This window comes from Litoreibacter roseus (assembly GCF_009811795.1).
Classification (GTDB): Bacteria; Pseudomonadota; Alphaproteobacteria; order Rhodobacterales; family Rhodobacteraceae; genus Litoreibacter; species Litoreibacter roseus.
In genome coordinates this window covers 1,033,924-1,052,398 of the sequence record NZ_BLJE01000001.1, presented here as the reverse complement: position 1 = coordinate 1,052,398, position 18,475 = coordinate 1,033,924, and the positions used below count along the sequence as shown (strand labels likewise).

General features: G+C 59.2%; 18 protein-coding genes. 11 read left to right on the top strand and 7 right to left on the bottom strand.

Annotated elements, in window-relative coordinates:
- Positions 1–40 precede the first annotated feature (40 nt).
- From puuE to KIN_RS05220, 5 genes are all read left to right on the top strand, one after another.
- On the top strand, positions 41–1,450 hold the full coding sequence (gene puuE / locus KIN_RS05240; RefSeq protein ID WP_243144819.1) for an allantoinase PuuE: 1,410 nt from the start codon (positions 41–43) through the stop codon (positions 1,448–1,450).
- Positions 1,447–2,262: a bifunctional allantoicase/(S)-ureidoglycine aminohydrolase gene (locus KIN_RS05235; RefSeq protein ID WP_159804869.1), complete on the top strand. Its 816-nt coding sequence runs from the start codon at positions 1,447–1,449 to the stop codon at positions 2,260–2,262. Before puuE ends, KIN_RS05235 begins: the two co-directional genes overlap by 4 nt.
- Positions 2,259–2,747, top strand: coding sequence for an ureidoglycolate lyase (locus tag KIN_RS05230; protein WP_159804868.1), 489 nt, complete (start codon positions 2,259–2,261; stop codon positions 2,745–2,747). Before KIN_RS05235 ends, KIN_RS05230 begins: the two co-directional genes overlap by 4 nt.
- Before the next feature lie 27 nt (positions 2,748–2,774).
- Positions 2,775–4,202: a uracil-xanthine permease family protein gene (locus tag KIN_RS05225; RefSeq protein ID WP_159804867.1), complete on the top strand. Its 1,428-nt coding sequence runs from the start codon at positions 2,775–2,777 to the stop codon at positions 4,200–4,202.
- Between the two features lie 116 nt (positions 4,203–4,318).
- Positions 4,319–5,689, top strand: a complete 1,371-nt coding sequence (locus KIN_RS05220; RefSeq protein ID WP_159804866.1) for a phosphohexomutase domain-containing protein — start codon at positions 4,319–4,321, stop codon at positions 5,687–5,689.
- Positions 5,690–5,724: 35 nt separating this feature from the next.
- Here the strand turns inward: KIN_RS05220 and KIN_RS05215 are convergent, their stop codons facing one another.
- Positions 5,725–5,889, bottom strand: a complete 165-nt coding sequence (locus KIN_RS05215) for a hypothetical protein (protein WP_159804865.1) — start codon at positions 5,887–5,889, stop codon at positions 5,725–5,727.
- Here KIN_RS05215 and KIN_RS05210 point away from each other — a divergent pair.
- Together KIN_RS05210 and KIN_RS05205 are read left to right on the top strand one after the other, a co-directional pair.
- Positions 5,888–6,217, top strand: coding sequence for a hypothetical protein (locus KIN_RS05210; protein ID WP_159804864.1), 330 nt, complete (start codon positions 5,888–5,890; stop codon positions 6,215–6,217). The genes KIN_RS05215 and KIN_RS05210 overlap by 2 nt on opposite strands.
- A gap of 15 nt (positions 6,218–6,232) precedes the next feature.
- Positions 6,233–6,823: an exopolysaccharide biosynthesis protein gene (locus tag KIN_RS05205; protein ID WP_159804863.1), complete on the top strand. Its 591-nt coding sequence runs from the start codon at positions 6,233–6,235 to the stop codon at positions 6,821–6,823.
- A gap of 100 nt (positions 6,824–6,923) precedes the next feature.
- Here KIN_RS05205 and KIN_RS05200 read toward each other — a convergent pair whose 3' ends face one another.
- Together KIN_RS05200 and KIN_RS05195 are read right to left on the bottom strand one after the other, a co-directional pair.
- Positions 6,924–7,904, bottom strand: a complete 981-nt coding sequence (locus KIN_RS05200) for a type I glyceraldehyde-3-phosphate dehydrogenase (RefSeq protein ID WP_159804862.1) — start codon at positions 7,902–7,904, stop codon at positions 6,924–6,926.
- Positions 7,904–8,626: a DsbA family protein gene (locus tag KIN_RS05195; protein ID WP_159804861.1), complete on the bottom strand. Its 723-nt coding sequence runs from the start codon at positions 8,624–8,626 to the stop codon at positions 7,904–7,906. Before KIN_RS05195 ends, KIN_RS05200 begins: the two co-directional genes overlap by 1 nt.
- 148 nt (positions 8,627–8,774) lie before the next feature.
- Between KIN_RS05195 and KIN_RS05190 the strand changes: the two genes are divergently transcribed.
- Complete coding sequence (locus KIN_RS05190; protein WP_159804860.1) at positions 8,775–10,811, top strand: protein-disulfide reductase DsbD family protein; 2,037 nt, start codon at positions 8,775–8,777, stop codon at positions 10,809–10,811.
- A gap of 7 nt (positions 10,812–10,818) precedes the next feature.
- Here KIN_RS05190 and ccmI read toward each other — a convergent pair whose 3' ends face one another.
- Genes ccmI through KIN_RS05170 form a run of 4 tightly spaced genes read right to left on the bottom strand, consistent with a single transcriptional unit; the run spans position 10,819 to position 14,957 of the window.
- Entirely contained in the window at positions 10,819–11,961 is a 1,143-nt protein-coding gene (gene ccmI, locus KIN_RS05185) for a c-type cytochrome biogenesis protein CcmI (RefSeq protein ID WP_159804859.1), read from the bottom strand.
- Complete coding sequence (locus KIN_RS05180; protein ID WP_159804858.1) at positions 11,961–12,413, bottom strand: cytochrome c-type biogenesis protein; 453 nt, start codon at positions 12,411–12,413, stop codon at positions 11,961–11,963. Before KIN_RS05180 ends, ccmI begins: the two co-directional genes overlap by 1 nt.
- A complete protein-coding gene (locus tag KIN_RS05175; protein WP_159804857.1) occupies positions 12,410–12,958 on the bottom strand; it encodes a DsbE family thiol:disulfide interchange protein in 549 nt (182 codons plus the stop codon). The genes KIN_RS05180 and KIN_RS05175 overlap by 4 nt, the downstream gene beginning before the upstream one ends.
- A 1-nt stretch (position 12,959) precedes the next feature.
- Positions 12,960–14,957, bottom strand: coding sequence for a heme lyase CcmF/NrfE family subunit (locus tag KIN_RS05170; protein ID WP_159804856.1), 1,998 nt, complete (start codon positions 14,955–14,957; stop codon positions 12,960–12,962).
- A gap of 174 nt (positions 14,958–15,131) precedes the next feature.
- Here KIN_RS05170 and hisD point away from each other — a divergent pair, with 174 nt between their 5' ends.
- Genes hisD through KIN_RS05155 form a run of 3 tightly spaced genes read left to right on the top strand, consistent with a single transcriptional unit; the run spans position 15,132 to position 18,469 of the window.
- Complete coding sequence (hisD, locus tag KIN_RS05165) at positions 15,132–16,460, top strand: histidinol dehydrogenase (protein WP_159804855.1); 1,329 nt, start codon at positions 15,132–15,134, stop codon at positions 16,458–16,460.
- Positions 16,461–16,484: 24 nt separating this feature from the next.
- On the top strand, positions 16,485–17,504 hold the full coding sequence (locus KIN_RS05160) for a LacI family DNA-binding transcriptional regulator (RefSeq protein ID WP_159804854.1): 1,020 nt from the start codon (positions 16,485–16,487) through the stop codon (positions 17,502–17,504).
- Positions 17,504–18,469, top strand: coding sequence for a nuclear transport factor 2 family protein (locus KIN_RS05155; protein WP_159804853.1), 966 nt, complete (start codon positions 17,504–17,506; stop codon positions 18,467–18,469). The genes KIN_RS05160 and KIN_RS05155 overlap by 1 nt, the downstream gene beginning before the upstream one ends.
- The last annotated feature ends 6 nt before the right edge of the window (positions 18,470–18,475 follow it).

Sequence of the window (18,475 nt, the reverse complement as noted above, 5' to 3'; positions counted from 1 at the left end):
CGGATTTCATGGCCAATAGGCGCAAGGAATTGGGGGCCACGTGAACAGATATCCCAGAGACATGCGCGGGCATGGACCGACGCCGCCAGAAGCCGATTGGCCGGGCGGCGCGAAGATCGCGGTTCAGATCGTCCTGAACTACGAAGAAGGTGGCGAAAACAACATCTTGCACGGGGATGACGCGTCGGAGGCATTCCTGTCCGAGATCGTCGGAGCGGCCCCCTGGGCGGGTCAGCGCCACTGGAATATGGAGTCGATCTACGAATACGGCGCACGGGCGGGGTTCTGGCGTTTGCACCGGTTGCTCAAGGATGTCCCCATCACGGTTTACGGCGTGGCCACCGCGCTCGCGCGCTCTCCTGAACAGGTGGCTGCCATGCAGGACGCCAACTGGGAGATCGCGAGCCACGGGCTGAAGTGGATCGAATACCGCGACTACGACGACGAAGACGAACGCGAGGACATGCGCGCCGCCATCAAGCTTCATACGGAAGTGACGGGCGAGCCGCCGCGTGGGTGGTACACGGGCAGATGCTCCGACAACACCGTCAGGCTCGCCACAGAAGAGGGCGGTTTTGCTTATGTGGCAGACAGCTATGCTGATGATCTGCCCTATTACATGAGCTTCGATGGCAAGGATCAGCTGATCGTGCCCTACACGCTTGATTGCAATGACATGCGGTTTGCCACCCCTCAGGGGTTCAACTCCGGTGATCAATTCGAAGCCTATCTGAAAGACAGCTTCGATGCGCTCTATGATGAAGGGAAGGCGGGACATCCGAAGATGCTGTCGATCGGGTTGCATTGCAGGCTTGTCGGCCGTCCGGGGCGGGTGCAAGCCCTAAAACGCTTTCTTGACTATGCGCAAAGTCACGATGACGTCTGGTTCGCGCGGCGGATCGACATCGCCGAGCATTGGCTCAAGAGCCATCCACCGCATGCGGCCAAGCGCCCGTCGGCTATGGATCGACACACATTCATCCAGACCTATGGCGGAATATTTGAGCATTCTCCCTGGGTCGCCGACCGGGCCTGGGATCTTGAGCTAGGCCCCGCCCATGATTGCGCCCATGGATTGCACAATGCGCTCGCGCGGGTTTTCCGGGCAGCAGACGACACGGAACGTCTGGAAGTGCTCGATGCGCATCCCGATCTGGCCGGTCGGCTGGCCGAAGCCAAACGGCTGACCGACGAGAGCACGGCTGAACAAGCAAGCGCGGGCCTTGATGTTTTAAGCGACGAAGAGCGTGGAACGTTCCAGAGCCTGAACCGCGATTACACGCTCAAGCACGGGTTTCCGTTCATCATCGCGGTAAAGGACCACACCAAGGCATCAATACTTGAGGCGTTCAAACGCCGCATAGAACACGACAGTCAAACTGAATTTCGGGAGGCCTGCAAACAAGTGGAGCGGATCGCCTACCTTCGTCTGAAGGAGATCCTCCCGTGAGTTACGCTTTCCCGCCGGGCGGATTGCCCGATCAATTAGTCTCGCCAGAGGGGCGGGCCATTTTTACAGATGCTTATGCCTTTCTGCCCGCCGAGACGATGCGCGACATCGTCACCAGCGCCCTGCCCCATTGGACCCATACGCGAGCGTGGATCATTGCGCGGCCTTTGACCGGATTTGCAGAGACCTTCGCGCAATATGCCGTTGAGGTCGCGCCTGGCGGTGGCAGTGAAATGCCCGAACCTGACGACGAGGCCGAGGGCGTTATCTTCGTGGCGAAGGGCGCTATGACCCTGTGTATCAGGGACAGGCCCCACACGCTCACCACGGGCGGTTACGCCTACCTGCCCCCGGACAGCGGGTGGACCGTGAAGAACGCGGGGGACAGCGTATTGCAGTTTCATTGGATCCGGAAGCGGTACGAGCCTGTCGACGGTATTCCGGAACCCGACGCTTTCGTGACGACCGACGATGAGGGGACAAGGGTCACGATGCCCAACACGGACCTCTGGGCAACGACCCGGTTTGTTGATCCGGCAGATCTGCGACATGACATGCATGTCAACATCGTGACGTTCCAACCCGGCGGACGGATCCCCTTTGCGGAAACCCATGTAATGGAACACGGGCTTTACGTCCTTCAGGGCACCGCGCGCTACCTGCTCAACACAGATTGGGTTGAGGTTGCGCCCGGTGATTTCATGTGGCTGCGCGCCTTCTGTCCTCAGGCCTGTGAGGCGACGGGAACAGAACCGTTTCGCTATCTGCTCTACAAGGATGTGAACCGGCATCCATCGCTTGTACTGCCTTGAAGACTATCCTGATCCAACCCTTGACCGTCGAAGCGTTTGCCCCGTTTGGTGACGTGCTCGATATCACCGGCGCACCGGACAAGCTCATCAATCAGGGCCTATGCGGTCGGTATCATGACCGGGCCACGCTGGACTTCTCAGATGGGCGCGCCGGTATCAGCTTATTTGAGGCCAAACCGCGCGATCTGCCCCTCACGCTGGAGATGGTGGAGCGGCACCCGGACGGCTCTCAAACCTTCGTACCGATGAGTTTCGACCCATTTCTGGTCATCACTGCCGAAAATTTGGGCGACACCCCCGGTCAAGTCCATGCGTTTGAAACACGATCAGGACAGGCCATCAACTTTCACCGCGGGACATGGCATGGGGTTTTAACGCCCCTTCATGCGCCGGGCCTGTTTGCGGTGGTCGACCGCATAGGCCCCGGTGCCAATCTGGAGGAGCACTGGTTCGACACGCCCTATCGTGTCGCGCGGGACGTATAAAAGAAGACGGTCAGCATGGGGGACAGAATGACTGACATCGCCACACCGCAACAATTGCGAGATCCGAACTACATGCCCGGTTTGCACAAGGCCGTGCCGCTGGGCATTCAACACGTGCTCGCCATGTTCGTCTCAAACGTGACCCCGGCCATCATCATTGCGGGTGCGGCAGGCTTCGGCTTCGGCTCTGACGCAGGTGCGCAGGGCTTTCCGGACATGACTTACCTGATCCAGATGTCGATGCTCTTTGCCGGGATCGCCACTCTGTTTCAAACCATTGGTCTGGGGCCTGTGGGCGCCCGTCTTCCCATCGTGCAGGGCACCTCTTTTGCGTTCATCCCGATTATGATCCCGCTTGTCGCCGGACAGGGCGTCGAGGCGCTGCCAGCGCTCTTTGGCGGTGTGCTGGTCGGCGGTCTTTTCCATACGGTGTTGGCGATGTTCATCGGACGCATCCGGTTTGCCCTGCCCCCGTTGGTCACCGGGCTTGTTGTAACCATGATCGGCCTGGCGCTGGTTAAGGTCGGTATTCAGTATGCAGCAGGCGGCGTGCCCGCGATCGATCAACCCGAATATGGCAGCCTCTTGAATTGGTCCGCCGCCTTGGTTGTGATCTTCGTTACGCTTGGCCTGAAGTTCTTCACCCGTGGAATGCTGTCCGTCTCAGCCGTCTTCCTTGGGATCATCGCGGGCTATCTCTACGCGCTGGTGGTCGGCATGGTCAGCATCGACGGCATTCTGACAAGCTGGGATCGCGCCGCTGTGTTCCAAGCGCCTGTACCGTTCAAATACGGATTAGAGTTCAGCTTTGCGGCAATCGTTGGCTTCTGTCTGATGGCGTTTGTTTCTGCCGTGGAAACGGTCGGTGACGTATCAGGAATAACCAAAGGTGGCGCAGGCCGCGAGGCGACGGACAAGGAGATTGAAGGCGCCACTTATGCCGATGGCCTTGGATCAGCCGTTGCCGGTGTGTTTGGCGGGTTTCCCAACACGTCTTTCAGCCAGAATGTCGGGCTGATCGCGATGACTGGCGTGATGAGCCGCCATGTGGTGACCATCGGGGCGCTGTTCTTGATCTTGTGCGGCTTTGTCCCGAAAGTGGGCGCCGTCATCCGCACAGTTCCGATTGAGGTTCTGGGCGGCGGGGTCATCGTCATGTTCGGCATGGTTGTGGCCGCCGGTGTGTCAATGCTGTCAGACGTGAACTGGAACCGGCGTAACATGGTGATCTTCGCTATTTCGCTGTCAATTGGTCTGGGTTTGCAGCTTGATCCAAAGGCCGTTCAGTATCTGCCCGACACATTGCGCATTTTGATGACCAGCGGCTTGCTGCCCGCTGCCGCCTTGGCCATCGGACTGAACCTTCTTCTGCCGGACGATCTGTCAGAGGGCTCCAGCGATCCTATTTCGGGCGGTCTTGCAGGCCATAAGACAAGCCCTGCCGCCGCCGAATAATGGCAGACCGGCGCGGGCTACAGTCCGTGCCGGGTATTTTCTTACATCACGGCGTCTTGGCACTGTCACCGCAACCCTGTAGCCACGCAGGGAAATGACTGTTTGAGGGCACTGCCATGACGAAGCTCACCTGTTTCAAAAGCTATGACGTTCGCGGAAAACTCGGCGATGAGTTAAATGCCGACATAGCCTACCGGATCGGACGCGGGTTCGCCGTGGCCATGTCACCGAAAACCGTCGTAATTGGGTACGACATCCGGCCGACCTCACCTGAGCTGGCGAATGCGCTCAGCGAAGGACTGCGCGATGAAGGGATCGACGTGATCGATATTGGTCTCTGCGGCACTGAAGAGGTCTACTTCGCCACATCCCATTTCGATGCCGATGGCGGTCTGATGGTGACGGCGTCCCACAACCCGATTGACTACAACGGGATAAAAATGGTGCGCAGCGGATCGCGCCCTATTTCGAGCGCTGACGGTCTGGGGGACATCGCCGAACTCGCCGAAGCCGACAAGTTCGGCCCGGCCAAGACACGCGGTGCGAAGGAAGCCCGCGATCCACGCGATGCTTACGCGGATCGGATCGTGTCCTTCACCGATACAAACGTATTGAAACCGATGAAAATCGTTGTGAATGCTGGAAACGGGGTCGCAGGTCCAAGCTTTGACGCCATTGCCGAAAAGCTGGCAGCCAAGGGTGCGCCGCTTACATTTGTTCGCCAGCATCACACACCCGATGGCCGCTTTCCAAACGGCATCCCCAATCCCCTGCTGGAAGAGAACCGCGCGCAAACCGCAAATGTCGTGACCGCCGAGGGGGCCGATCTCGGCGTCGCGTGGGACGGAGATTTTGATAGGTGTTTCTTTTTCGATGAGACGGGCCGCTTCATTGACGGTGAATATGTCGTGGCTCTGCTGGCGGGCGCCTTCCTGCCAAAAAATCCCGGTGCGAAGATCATCCACGACCCTCGAGTGATCTGGGCGCTCCAAGATTTGGTCGCTGGCAGCGATGGCGAGGCTGTCGCGTCAAAATCGGGACATTCCCACATCAAGGCGAAGATGCGCAGCGAGGATGCCGTCTATGGCGGCGAGATGTCTGCGCATCACTACTTTCGTGATTTCATGTATTGCGACAGCGGCATGATCCCATGGCTTTTGGTGGCTGAACACATGAGCGCGACTGGCAAGAAGCTGTCGGAGCTCGTTTCCGACATGCAAAGCCGCTTCCCATCGTCCGGCGAGATCAATTTCAAGCTGGATGACAAGCAACCGGCCATTGATGCATTTGAGGCCACCTACGTGGCGCAAGCTCAGGATGTGGACCGGCTGGACGGCGTGTCCCTCGACATGGGCGACTGGCGTGTGAACCTTCGACAGTCAAACACTGAGCCCGTCCTGCGTCTGAACGTAGAGGCAAAAGGCGACCGCGCCCTTCTGGACCAGAAGGTGGCCGAAATATCAAAACTCATCCGCGAGGCGGAATAGTTTGAAACTGCCGGGTTCACGCTGACACCCTGTTTCTAGCGCGAACCCGAACCAAGCGCCTGAATAAGCGGTTCATCGCTTAATTGCCCGACCGGAGCAAAAAGCGCGCGGATTCGGCGCTGCCTTATCTTTAACGCGCACACGCGGGACACCATTTCAAGTGAACAGAAAACAATCAGCTTGAAAGGACCCTTTTCCATGAAACCGATCCTTCTTTCCATCGCTCTGCTTGTTCCGGCTATGCCTGCCTTTGCAGATGTCATACCGATTAGCGAACTGCAACGCGGGCAACCTGCCACCGTCGCAGGCGTGGTGGAACGGTTTCACGATGAGGATGAAATCAGGCTGCGTGACGAGACCGGCACGGTTCGCGTATACCTTGGACCACAGCCCGTCGCATTAGACCTTGGCCAGCGGATCGAGGTGTCCGGATTTATGGACAATGACCTCATAAGAAATGAGCTCTACGCCCGCGAAATCGTTGCGGAAAATGGTGAGACGATCACGGTCGAACGACGCTACGAGTAACGAAAATACGTCAGAATGTCAGCGCATCCATATCGCAGCCGTGCCCTCGGGCGCGCCCTTGTCCGACTGGACAGGCAGGGCACCGCACATGCGGTTTCCCTTGGCGATGTGGTTGCGCTTCTGCGTCAGCTTGGACCGCTTTATCTGCTGATGGCGGTGGCTTGCGTCGCCGTGAGCCCCTTGTCGGGCATACCATTCGTGACGACGGCCTGCGGGCTCACCATTGCGCTTCTCGCAGGTCAACTGTTGATCGGGCGCAGAACCGCATGGCTGCCCGGCCCTTTGCGCCGCCGCGAAATCAAAATGTCGCATCTTCAGAAAGGTTTGATCCGGGCTGATCGTTTGGCAGGCTTCATCGAACGCCCTCTGCGCCGTCGATGGGTTTGGCTGACCAGCGGCGTCGTACGGTCCGGCCTGCTTGGCACATGTCTTATTCTTGGCCTGTCGATGCCGTTCTTAGAGGTCATCCCGTTCGCCGGATCGACGTTCGCCTTCGTCATTCTGATCATCGCGTTGGCACTCATCGCCCGCGACGGGCTCGCCGCCATCTTCGCCGCGCTCGCGGTTTGCGCGATGATTGCTGCGGGGACAGTGTTTTTTGTTTAAGAACACGGCTTAGAGGTAAAACTAAAAGTCGATTGTAACCAGGCTAGAAAGTCGGACCAGGTTCCAACACGAATTCAGAAACTGCCTAACACTTAAAGGTTCATGCAGTCATCCTGAGCGCCATGTCGATCATTCGGTTGGAAAAGCCCCACTCATTGTCATACCAGCCGAAAACCCGGAGCAGTCCGCCGGACGTGACGTGAGTTTCTGGCAGGGCCATGATGATCGATTCATGACGTGCGCGTAGATCGGACGACACCAGCGGCTCGTCCGTCCAGCCGAAGATGTTCGGCGGTGCGGCGCGCAGCGCCGTGTTGACCTGATCCGCATTCACCACCTCGCGGGTCTGGACGGTCAAATCAATGGCCGAGACACTTGCCGTTGGCACTCTGACCGAAGTCGCGGTAATGCGATCAGCGAGGCTCGGCAGAACCAGCCCGACTTGGGAACCTGCGGATGTGGTCGTTGGCACCATGGAAAGGGCGGCAGCCCGCGACCTGATCAAATCGCCGCGCGGCGTGTCCACCGTCGGCTGAGACGCGGTGTAGCAGTGGATGGTGGTCATATGCCCGGTCACGATGCCAAATGCGTCGTCCAGATAGCGCGCCAAAGGGGCAAGTGCATTGGTCGTACAGGACGCGTTGGAGACTACCTGTTGATCGGCAAGCGCATCGTCGTTTGCACCCATGACAATTGTCTCATCCGCCACAGGACAGGGCCCTGAGACAAGTACGCGCATTGCACCGGCGCGCAGACCCGCCGTCGCAAAGGCCCGGGACTTGGCTTTCCCAGTGCATTCAAGCACCAGATCGACACCCGACAGATCGAGCGTGTCCAGATCAGGTGTCGCGGTCAGCGGAATACGCAGGCCGTTCAGCCTTAGGCCGCTTGCATCATAGGTGATTTCCCCGGGATAGGGCCCGAACGTGCTGTCATGGCGCAACAGATAGGCACACATCTCAGGCGAGGCGATGTCGTTCAGGGCAACGACCTCCAATGGCTCCGCCTGACGGGACGTTGTCAGAAGCCGCAGAATGACCCGGCCGATGCGGCCCAGCCCGTTGATCGCGATACGTGCCATTAGCCCTGTTGGCGAATGCCGTCGACCAGTTCTTTCATCTGGTCCAATTCGATGGCGCCGGGCATAAGGGTTTCACCGAAGACGAAGGCTGGCGTACCGTTCACGCCGAGGGCCTGACTTAGGCGCTGACTGGTCGCAATATGCGCGACAACCTCGGGCGCATCCATATCGACCCGCAACTTTTCAACATCAAGCCCGATGTCAGCGGCGATCTGCAGAACGGACTCTTCCGTGGCTCTGCCCCGGTTTTCCATCAGCGCCACGTGAAACTCTTCGTACTTGCCTTGCGCACGCGAGGCGAGGCTGGCCCGCGCTGCGAACACGCTCTCTTCGCCCAAGATCGGCCATTCCCGCAGAACCACACGCACATTCGGGTCGCTCTCAACAAGATCTTTGACATTGCTGAATACCCGGCGGCAGTATCCGCAATTGTAATCAAAGAACTCGACCACAGTAACGTCGCCATCCGGATTACCGATGACAGGCGCGTTCGCATCATTCTCCAGAAGCTCGCGATTGGCGGCGACGGCCACCTTGGCCTCTTCAGCGCTTTCCGCCTCTTCCCGATCTCTCAATATTTGAAGGGCCTCGGCGACGATTTCCGGATTCTCGCGAATGGTTTCAAGGATCATCTCACGCAGTGCCGCATCGTCTGCGGTTTGCGCTGTGGCGGAGCCCGCCGCCAGACCCAGTGCCAGAACTGCTGAAGCAATCGTTTTCATTTCGCGACCCCATCCTGTTGGGCAAATTGATGGGGGTCGGACGGGGGGAAGTCAAACTCAAACACGCGGTGTTACAGGCGCTCACGGCATACTTATTTGACGATGGCTGTTGCGGCAGCCAAGTAGGTGTCATGACAGAGGCAGCCTCATGATCCAGTTTTTCAAACATGCGCTGATGCCATTGGTGTTGGCTCTGTGTCTGACAGGTGCCGCTCAGGCGGACGCTTCGCTGCCGTTTGAGAGCGAACGTTTGACGGCCCGGCTTGTAACTGCCGAAGATGGAATTGCACCCGATACGCAGGTTTTATCTGCCGGCCTCGAAATCACGTTGGCAGACGGCTGGAAAACCTATTGGATCTCGCCCGGCGAGGTCGGATATGCCCACGAGATCGACTGGACCGGTAGCCACAACCTTGCAGATGTCGAGACGATGTGGCCGACCCCGACACGGTTTGAGGCGTTCGGTATCGAAAATTACGGCTATGCCAACGCCGTCACCTTTCCAATGAAACTGATGCTTGAGGAACCGGGCGCGCCAACGGATCTGACGGCCAACGTCAACATGCTGGTCTGCGCGGATCTTTGTGTGCCGGAGACCTTTACACTAACGTTATCTTTGTTTGAAGGCGGCGGCGTGGACCGTGCAACGGCGGATATTATCGCACACGCAGTACAGACTGTGCCCGGGGATGGCACAGACATCGGGCTGACGCTTGAGAGCGTATATATCGACCAGAACAATGAGACCCTCACCCTGGTCGCAAAATCAAAGAATGCGCTGAAGATAAAAGGCGCGTTCCCCGACATGGGCGATGCGGCGTTCGGCCCACCTCGGTTTGAAACCGGCAGTACAGACCACCGCGTCACGCTACCTGTGCTGAACATGCCCGAAGATCTGCCGCCGTTGAATGTGGTTCTCGCAAGCACTGCCGGTGCGGCAGCATTTTCCCCTGATTTGTCCGCGGCCCCGCCTGAGACCTCTGCCGCCGCGCCGACGCTGTTGTGGGTCGTCGGGATCGCGTTTCTGGGCGGCCTTATCCTGAACGCAATGCCGTGCGTTTTGCCTGTTCTGACGATCAAGCTTACATCCGCCCTAAAGGCCCATGATCAACCGCAAGCGCGGATCAGGCAGGGTTTTCTGATGTCAGCGCTTGGTGTGCTTGCGTTTATGTGGTCGCTTGCGCTTATCCTTCTGGCGATCCGGTTCAGTGGCGGCCAGATCGGCTGGGGGATCCAGTTTCAAAGCCCGCTCTTCCTGTCTGCAATGGCCGGGATTGTCCTTCTGTTCGCTGCGAACATGCTCGGCGCGTTCGAGATCACACTGCCACAGAAATGGGCCACTGGGCTGTCAGGTATCGGAAAAGGTCCCAGCCTTTGGGGCGACTTTGGCACCGGGGCGCTTGCCGCAGTTTTGGCCACCCCCTGCTCTGCCCCGTTTTTGGGGACAGCGGTGGCTTTCGCGCTAGCGGGCTCGGCTGATGTGACGCTGGTCGTCTTCACTGCATTGGGACTTGGCCTCGCGTTACCATACCTGCTGGTCGCCGCGCGCCCTTCGCTGGTGCAGGCGCTGCCGCGACCAGGCCAGTGGATGGTCACAATAAAATGGGTCATGGGCGGACTGCTGGCATTGACAGGTCTTTGGCTGCTTTTCGTGCTCAACTCGGTATCAGGCATCGCATTGCCAGTAATCGTGGCGATTATGATCGGCATTGCGGTTCTGGCGCAGGTGATTGCCCGGAAATTAGCAGCACGCTTTGCAGCGGCAGCGCTTGCGATGGCCGCGATCCTTCTGGCTCCTTTGATGGTCAGCAGTTCTGCGCAGGTTCCGGAAACATCAGACAACTGGGCGGCCTTTGAACGCGCCGCGATTGACCCCGCTATCGCAGATGGTCAGATCGTGTTTGTCGATGTGACAGCTGATTGGTGCCTCAGTTGCAAAACCAACAAGCGCTTCGTTTTGGACAGGGACGATGTGTCCGCTGCGCTGTACCGCGATGGTGTGTTGGCGCTGCGGGCGGATTGGACCCGACCCGACCCAAAAATCCTCGCGTATCTTCAGGAAAATGATCGGTTCGGCATTCCATTCAACGCTGTCTATGGCCCCGGCGCGCCGGAGGGCGTGATGCTGCCCGAGATCCTGACACCCAGTCTGGTTCTGGATGCCTTGGCAAAAGCCGCAGGCTGAGAAAGTGTTAGGGCGAAAGTTCCGAAAGCCCTTGCTCTACAGTCTGGCGCCTCGGATCGTCTTCGGGAAGGTTGGTCGTGAGAAGCGAGGCCGACTGCAGCGCCTCCCGCGCATTGTCCCGCTCACCCAAAACCATGTAGGCCCGCGCGAGTTGTAGCCAGCCCTGAAGGTCGTTTGGCTCATCTTCAAGGCGTGCGGCGAGCCCATCCACCATCGACCGGATAAAAGCCCGCTGTTCCTCGGACGTCATATCCTGCGCCGCGGCAATATCTGCCTGCGATGGTCCGCGCGGCGCATCCGGGAAGTCCGGTAAACCGACGGGCTCAAGACCGAACATCTCGCCCATCCGATTGGCCTCCCGCAGGAAAACCTCCATCCAGGGCTGGGGCTGTGTCTCTGAATTGACCCGGTCCAGCAGCAGCTGACGCGCATCCACCGTCTGCCCCGCTTGATCCAGTGCAACAGCACGATAGTATGTTCCCGCAGGATTGGATGGATCAAGCGCAATCGCCTGCTCAATCGCCCGTTCGGCGGCTTGGGTCACGACACCGCCCTCGGATGCGATCAGGGCTTCGGCGTATTGAGACCATGTACCGGAGGTTGCATCATCCCGCTCAACGATGCGCGACCACGCCTCTGCCGCCTCGGCGTAGCGGCCCATATTCGTATAGGTCGACGCCAAAAGAGTCCAACCGCGAGTCTCGCCGCCCTCAGGATCTTCGCTCAGGCGGTTCGAGAGCCGGGCGGTCAACTCGACCAGTTCCTGCCTGTTCTGCTGTTCGTTCCCTCGATCCGCAAAGGCCAAACTCGGCGTTCCTGGGGCACCCGTCACGGAATAAAGCGCCGCACCGCCAAGGGGCACCAAAGCGGCCGTCGCAATGATGACCCATAACCCGCCCGTTCGTTGAGCTTTGGCGCTGTCTTCGTCGGTTGCCAGCATTCGCCGTTTGATTTCAGTCCGCGCGGCCTTTGCTTCGATGTCCGAGATCAGACCCCGCGCCGCATCACGGTCCACCTCGGCAAGTTGATCCTTGAAGATGGCCATCGCGCTTTCACTACGTGTAACAGCGACCTGATCTGCCCGACGCATGGGCCACAACACGAAAGCAGCGCTGACAGCCGCCATCAGAAGAGCAAGCGTCCAGAACATCACCGCGGTTCATCCTTCAACAATTGAGCGATCCGCGCCTCTTCCTCGGCGGACAGGGTCGTTGTTGCCCTCCTTGTTCGGCGTGACAGGGCGTAGACGACACCGCCGGCACCCACGAAAAGAATGAGAAATGGCGCAATCCAAAGGGCGTAAGTCGAGGGCTTGAAAGGCGGTTTGAACAGGACAAAGTCGCCGTAACGCGCGACGAGGTACTCGTAGACCTGCTGATCCGTATCCCCCGCGACCAACCGTTCCCGGATCAAAAGCCGCAGATCCCGGGCCACGCCCGCGTTGGAGCTGTCGATCGGTTCGTTCTGACACACGACACAACGCACCTGAGCGCTGATCTGACGGGCGCGTTCTTCCAATGCGGGATCGCGCAGGATTTCATCCGGTTCAACCGCGAAGGCTGGCGCGCACAGAATACAGAAAAGCAGGAGCAGACGTTTCATTCGGCTGACTTCGCAGCGTCAAGCGCACGCTGCAAACGCTTCAAACCGTCGCCGACGACAGGCCCAGCCTCGCGGTAAAGAATTGTCCCATCTGCACCCACGATGAACGTCTCCGGAACACCGGAGAGTCCCCACTCGATACCTGCACGACCGGTTTCATCACTTCCGATCCGTACGTAGGGATTTCCCAACTCGTCCAGCCAAGCGGCAGCATCCGCGGGTTTGTCCTTATAGTTCAGACCAACCACCTTGATCCCCTGCCCTTCGGCCATCCGGGTTAAAATGGGATGTTCCGCCCGGCACGGACCACACCAGGACGCGAAAGCGTTCACAAGAACGATCTCACCGGCACCTTTCAGATCCGCTTGAGACAGGCCCGGTGTATCAATGCCCGCGACCGGCGGCAGATCAAACGCGGGCACAGGCTGAGATATCAGAACAGACGGGATCCGCGATGGGTCGCGGTCGCCGGACAGGCCCCAAATAGCGAACCCGCCAATGATCGCAGCGATGGCCAGAGGAAGAAAGAAGACAAGACGTTTCATGCTATTCCGCCGGGGTCGCTGCAAGAGGCACGCGGGCACGCTTCGGCGCACCGACACGCAACCGACGATCGCTCAGAGACAAAAGCCCCCCGATGACAAGCATCACCGAGCCGATCCAAAGGAAATTCACCAATGGCTCGTAGAGCACCCGCACGGTCCATTTCCCAGAAGCACCTGCGGCGGCGGGTTCTGTCATAGACACGTAGAGATCACCGGCCAACGTCTGGCGGATCGCACTTTCGGTCGTGGAAGATCCGGCGATGGGATAAACGCGCCGCTCGGGCTGCAACGTCGTGACGAACTCGCCTATCTGACCATCGTTGTCCTCTCGCACAGTCAGGGTCCCAACCTGCGCCAGATAGTTCGGACCACGCACCCGCTCTACACCCTCGAAGGTCAGGTGGAAGCCAGCAAGGCGCACTTCTGTACCGGGTTCGGCGAACACAACCGCCTCTTGCTTCCAAGCGCTGGAGCCGATTGCGCCCATCATAAGGATCGCAAGCCCGATATGGGCAACCGTCATTCCGTGGGATGAGCGTGGCTGCGTCCGCAAGCGCCGCATGGCGCCCGGCGCAAACGGCTTGATGCGTCGTCCCCACTCCTGAACGGTCGCCAGCAGAAGCCAAAGCGCGATGCCCATGGACAGCACGGCCAGAACCGGTCCGCCTGTCTGAACATACCAGATCACAAGACTGGCCAGAACAACCAGCGCGAAGACCCATTTCAGGCGAGACAAGACGCCGGGCAGATCCGCACGCTTCCAACTCAGGAACGGCCCCACGGCCATCGCGATGATCAGTGGCAAGGTGATGGGGATAAAGCTCGCGTTAAAGAAAGGCGGGCCGACCGATATCTTCTCGCCGGTCACGGCTTCCAAAAACAGCGGATATAGCGTGCCAAAAAGCACCGTCGCGGTCGCCGTGGCCAACAGCAGGTTGTTTATCAGAAGCCCTGCTTCCCGGCTGACCGGCGCGAACAGCCCCCCGCCTTCCAGCGCGGGCGCGCGCCATGCGTACAACGCCAGCGACCCGCCAATAGAAATACCCAGAAGCCCAAGAATGTAGAGCCCGCGTTCCGGATCAACGGCGAATGCGTGGACCGAGGTTAACAGGCCCGACCGCACAATAAACGTGCCAAGCAGCGACAAGGAAAACGTCAGGATCGCCAGCAGGATGGTCCAGCTTTTGAACGTATCCCGTTTTTCGGTCACGATTGCGGAATGCAGAAGCGCTGTCCCCAAAAGCCACGGCATGAAGGACACGTTCTCGACGGGATCCCAGAACCACCAGCCGCCCCAGCCAAGCTCGTAATACGCCCACCACGATCCAAGGGCGATGCCACCTGTCAGGCTGACCCATGCGGCCAATGTCCAAGGCCGGACCCACCGCGCCCACGCGGGATCTACGCGACCCTCGATAAGGGCGGCGACCGCAAAGCTGAACACGATGGAGAAGCCAACATAGCCCACATAGAGAAGCGGCGGATGGATGGCGAGACCGATGTCCTGCAAAAGCGGGTTCAGATCCCGACCATCCGGGGGTGCGGGGAAAATCCGTTCAAACGGGTTGGACGTGAAGATCATGAAGCTGAGGAAGCCGATGGAGATCCAAGCCTGCACGCTGAGTGTCCGCGCCCTGAGCGCCAGCGGAATATTTGCCCCAAACAGCGCAACACCCGCACCGAACAAAGCGAGGATCAGAACCCAAAGCAGCAGCGACCCCTCGTGATTGCCCCATGTGCCAGCGATTTTGTAGATCATCGGCTTCAGCGAGTGCGAATTCTGGACCACGTTCAACACAGTGAAATCGCTGATCATGTAAGAGCGCATCAGCGCCCCGAATGCAAAGATCAGAAGGACTGCCTGCAAAACGGAAGTCGTCTGTGCGGAGCGCATCCAGACCACGTTGCCGCGCGCGGCCCCCAGTATAGGAACAACGCCCTGCGCCACAGCCGTCAGCAAGGCCAGAGCCAGCGCAAATTGTCCGAGTTCAGGGATCATGATGTCCTCGCATGGAATGCTTGCCCTAAATGAAATGCCTGACACCAGAAGGTCAAGGCATTCCCCCCGCGACCGACCGTCTCTGCCCGCTCACATTGCCGTCAGAGCGGCTTTGCCTTGAATACGTATTCATGACTGGTAGAACTAACGTGACAAGCTCAGGGAGGACACGAGATGGCCGTCACTCATCTAAAGAAGGGCAAGCCAGACGCGGAACGCCGCGAGGATGACGCGCAGGTTCGAGAGGTTGTCGAGGCGACCCTAAAGGATATCGAGTTGAACGGTGATGCGGCGCTACGTGCTCTGTCGGAAAAGTTCGACAAATACAGCCCCGACAGCTTCCGTTTGTCTCAAGGCGAAATTGATGCGCTGATGAGCAAGGTCTCTGACCGGGACATGGCCGACATAAGGTTCGCCCAGGAACAGGTGCGTAAGTTCGCCCAAGCCCAACGGGATTCCATGCTAGACATCGAAGTCGAGCCGATGCCCGGCGTCATCCTCGGTCACAAGAACATCCCGGTCCAGAGTGTTGGCTGCTACGTGCCCGGCGGTAAATTTCCCATGGTCGCATCGGCTCACATGTCCGTGGCAACGGCAAGCGTGGCCGGTGTCCCGCGCATTATCGCCTGCACACCGCCTTTCAAGGGCGAGCCGAACCCAGCCGTTATCGCGGCGATGCATCTGGGCGGTGCCCATGAGATTTACGTTCTGGGCGGTATTCAAGGGATCGGCGCGATGGCCATCGGAACCGAGACGATTGATCCGGTTCACATGCTGGTCGGGCCCGGCAACGCCTTTGTGGCGGAGGCCAAGCGGCAACTGTTCGGGCGCGTGGGCATCGATCTGTTTGCGGGACCAACCGAGACGATGGTGATCGCCGACGATACCGTCGATGGCGAGATCTGCGCCACCGACCTTTTGGGACAGGCGGAACACGGCTACAACTCCCCCGCTGTTCTGGTGACCAATTCCCGCAAACTCGCAGACGACACGCTGGCCGAGATCGACCGCATTCTGGATATTCTTCCCACAGCGGATACCGCCCGCAAAAGCTGGGAAGACTACGGTGAGGTCATCTTGTGCGAGACCTATGACGATATGCTGGCGGTCGCGGACGAAATCGCCTCGGAACATGTGCAGATCATGACGGATCGCGACGACTGGTTTCTGGAAAATATGACCTGTTATGGCGCGCTCTTTCTCGGACCCCGCACGAACGTTGCCAATGGGGACAAGGTGATCGGCACGAACCATACCCTGCCGACCAAGAAGGCCGGGCGGTATACCGGCGGGCTCTGGGTTGGCAAGTTTCTCAAGACGCATTCTTACCAGAAAATCACGACCGACGAGGCCGCAGCAGATATCGGTGCTTACTGCTCGCGCCTCTGCCTGCTGGAAGGGTTTGTGGGCCACGCGGAACAAGCGAACTTGCGGGTGCGCCGGTATGGGGGGCTAAATATTCCTTATGGTGAACCAGCCCCGTATAAAGACGCGGCAGAATAGGCGCGGCAAAGAAGGGGAGGTCTCATGGGCGCGAACAAAATCACCGCGATGGATGTGGCCCGCGCGGCAGGTGTCTCCCAGCCCACAGTCAGTCGGGTTTTCAGCGCCGGTGGATCAGTGTCGCCTGCCCTCGCAACCAAGGTTCGGGAGGCGGCCGTTAAACTGGGATACCGGCCAAACACCCTGGCGCGGTCGCTCACAACAGGGCAGTCCAAAACCATCGGTCTGATCGTCGCCTATCTCGACAACCCATTCTACACCGAAGCGCTGGAGCGTCTGAGCCGCAGTCTGAAAGAGATGGGCTATAACATCATGATCTTCATGGCCGCCAACGAAGCGCGGGATGTGGATGAGGTGGTACAAAGCCTGCTGGATCATCAGGTGGACGGTATTCTCATGGCCTCTATCAGCATGTCATCTGAGCTGACCGACCGCTTGGCTGACGAGGGCGTACCAGTGGTGCTGTTCAACCGCGGCCATGCGACCGCGGCGGTTACCTCGGTCACCTCGGCCAACGCCCTCGGTGGCCGCAAGGTGGCAGAATTTCTGCTGGCTGGCGACCACACCCGCATCGCCCATATCAGCGGATGGCAAGGGGCCTCGACGGGACAGGACAGGTTGGCCGGCTTCGTCGATACGCTGGAAGCCGCAGGCCTATCCCCTCACAGCGTAATCGACGGCATGTTCTCACGTGCCGTCGCGGCAGAGGCGACCCGGAAGCTGATGACCTCACGCACGCCACCCGACGCAATTTTCGTCGGCAATGACCACATGGCTTTTGCGGTGCTCGACACGCTCAGGGTCGAATTGGGCGTGCGCGTGCCGGACGACATTTCCGTGGTGGGCTATGACGACGTGGCGATGGCAGGCTGGGCGGCTTACGATCTGACCACCGTACGCCAGCCCGCGAACCGCATGGTGCAGGCCGCGCTGGCAGAACTGATGGCCCAGATCAACGGCGAGGACCACCCGCCCCGCACCATTGAAATTGACGGCCCGCTCATCATACGCGGTAGTGCGCGCCGTCCGGCGGGAGATATCTAATGCGTGGTTTCAGCAACGAGTTTAAAGACCTGCCCGACTACATTCTCAAGATCACGAAAGAGATCTGGGAGGATCGTGGCCTTGCCACCCTGAACCACTACTACGCGCCCGATTTGCCGATGCGGTTTCCGTCCGGCCTTGTCCGCGGCAACCAAGCCGTGATCAACGGCACAATGGCCACCTTGGCCGAATTCCCGGATCGGGAGTTGCTGGGGGAAGATGTGATCTGGTCGGGCGATGAGGACGCCGGTTTCCTGTCTTCCCACAGGTTGCTGACCTCCGGCACCCATCTTGGAGACGGCAGCTTCGGACCAGCAACCGGAAAGCGTTTTCAGATCCGCGCCATCGCGGACTGCGCGGTCAAGGAAAACGTAATTTATGACGAATGGCTGATCCGTGATGTGAGCGGGATTGCCATTCAGCTGGGTATCGATCCAAAGGACATGGCGCGTGTGATGATCGACGCCGAGGGTGGGCCGGACACGTGCGTCAAGCCCTTCACGCCAGAGCAGGATGTCGATGGCGGCTATAACGGACGGGGCAATGACAATGTATGGGGCAGTCATCTGGCGGACATCCTCACACGGATCATGAACAAGGACTTCGCTGTCATTCCGGAACGCTACGACCGAGCCTGCCATATCCATCATCCCGGATCTCGCGATGCAATCAGTTGGGCGGGCGCCGATATGCTGTGGTTGCCATTTCGCTCTGCCTTTCCAGATGCGGCGTTCACCGTAGATCATGTGATCGGTCGAGAAGATCCGATGCTGCCGCCGCGCGCGGCCGTGCGCTGGTCCTTACGGGGGCGCCACTCAGGACATGGCGCATTCGGAACGCCCACCGGCGCAGACGTCTATGTGATGGGCATGACCCACGCGGAATTCGGCCCGTGGGGTCTGCGACACGAATTTACGCTTTATGATGAGGTTGCGATCTGGAAGCAGATCCTGATGCAGACATGATCCGTC

What these genes read in the sequence shown, in the direction of transcription:
- KIN_RS05180 (WP_159804858.1), bottom strand. Translation starts at nt 12,413, where the DNA reads ATGAAACGTCTGCTCCTGCTTTTCTGTATTCTGTGCGCGCCAGCCTTC.
- KIN_RS05225 (WP_159804867.1), top strand. Translation starts at nt 2,775, where the DNA reads ATGACTGACATCGCCACACCGCAACAATTGCGAGATCCGAACTACATG.
- KIN_RS05200 (WP_159804862.1), bottom strand. Translation starts at nt 7,904, where the DNA reads ATGGCACGTATCGCGATCAACGGGCTGGGCCGCATCGGCCGGGTCATT.
- KIN_RS05175 (WP_159804857.1), bottom strand. Translation starts at nt 12,958, where the DNA reads ATGAAACGTCTTGTCTTCTTTCTTCCTCTGGCCATCGCTGCGATCATT.
- KIN_RS05155 (WP_159804853.1), top strand. Translation starts at nt 17,504, where the DNA reads ATGCGTGGTTTCAGCAACGAGTTTAAAGACCTGCCCGACTACATTCTC.
- KIN_RS05160 (WP_159804854.1), top strand. Translation starts at nt 16,485, where the DNA reads ATGGGCGCGAACAAAATCACCGCGATGGATGTGGCCCGCGCGGCAGGT.
- KIN_RS05195 (WP_159804861.1), bottom strand. Translation starts at nt 8,626, where the DNA reads ATGAAAACGATTGCTTCAGCAGTTCTGGCACTGGGTCTGGCGGCGGGC.
- KIN_RS05210 (WP_159804864.1), top strand. Translation starts at nt 5,888, where the DNA reads ATGAAACCGATCCTTCTTTCCATCGCTCTGCTTGTTCCGGCTATGCCT.
- KIN_RS05215 (WP_159804865.1), bottom strand. Translation starts at nt 5,889, where the DNA reads ATGGAAAAGGGTCCTTTCAAGCTGATTGTTTTCTGTTCACTTGAAATG.
- KIN_RS05205 (WP_159804863.1), top strand. Translation starts at nt 6,233, where the DNA reads ATGTCAGCGCATCCATATCGCAGCCGTGCCCTCGGGCGCGCCCTTGTC.
- KIN_RS05170 (WP_159804856.1), bottom strand. Translation starts at nt 14,957, where the DNA reads ATGATCCCTGAACTCGGACAATTTGCGCTGGCTCTGGCCTTGCTGACG.
- KIN_RS05190 (WP_159804860.1), top strand. Translation starts at nt 8,775, where the DNA reads ATGATCCAGTTTTTCAAACATGCGCTGATGCCATTGGTGTTGGCTCTG.
- ccmI (WP_159804859.1), bottom strand. Translation starts at nt 11,961, where the DNA reads ATGTTCTGGACGCTTGCTCTTCTGATGGCGGCTGTCAGCGCTGCTTTC.
- KIN_RS05220 (WP_159804866.1), top strand. Translation starts at nt 4,319, where the DNA reads ATGACGAAGCTCACCTGTTTCAAAAGCTATGACGTTCGCGGAAAACTC.
- hisD (WP_159804855.1), top strand. Translation starts at nt 15,132, where the DNA reads ATGGCCGTCACTCATCTAAAGAAGGGCAAGCCAGACGCGGAACGCCGC.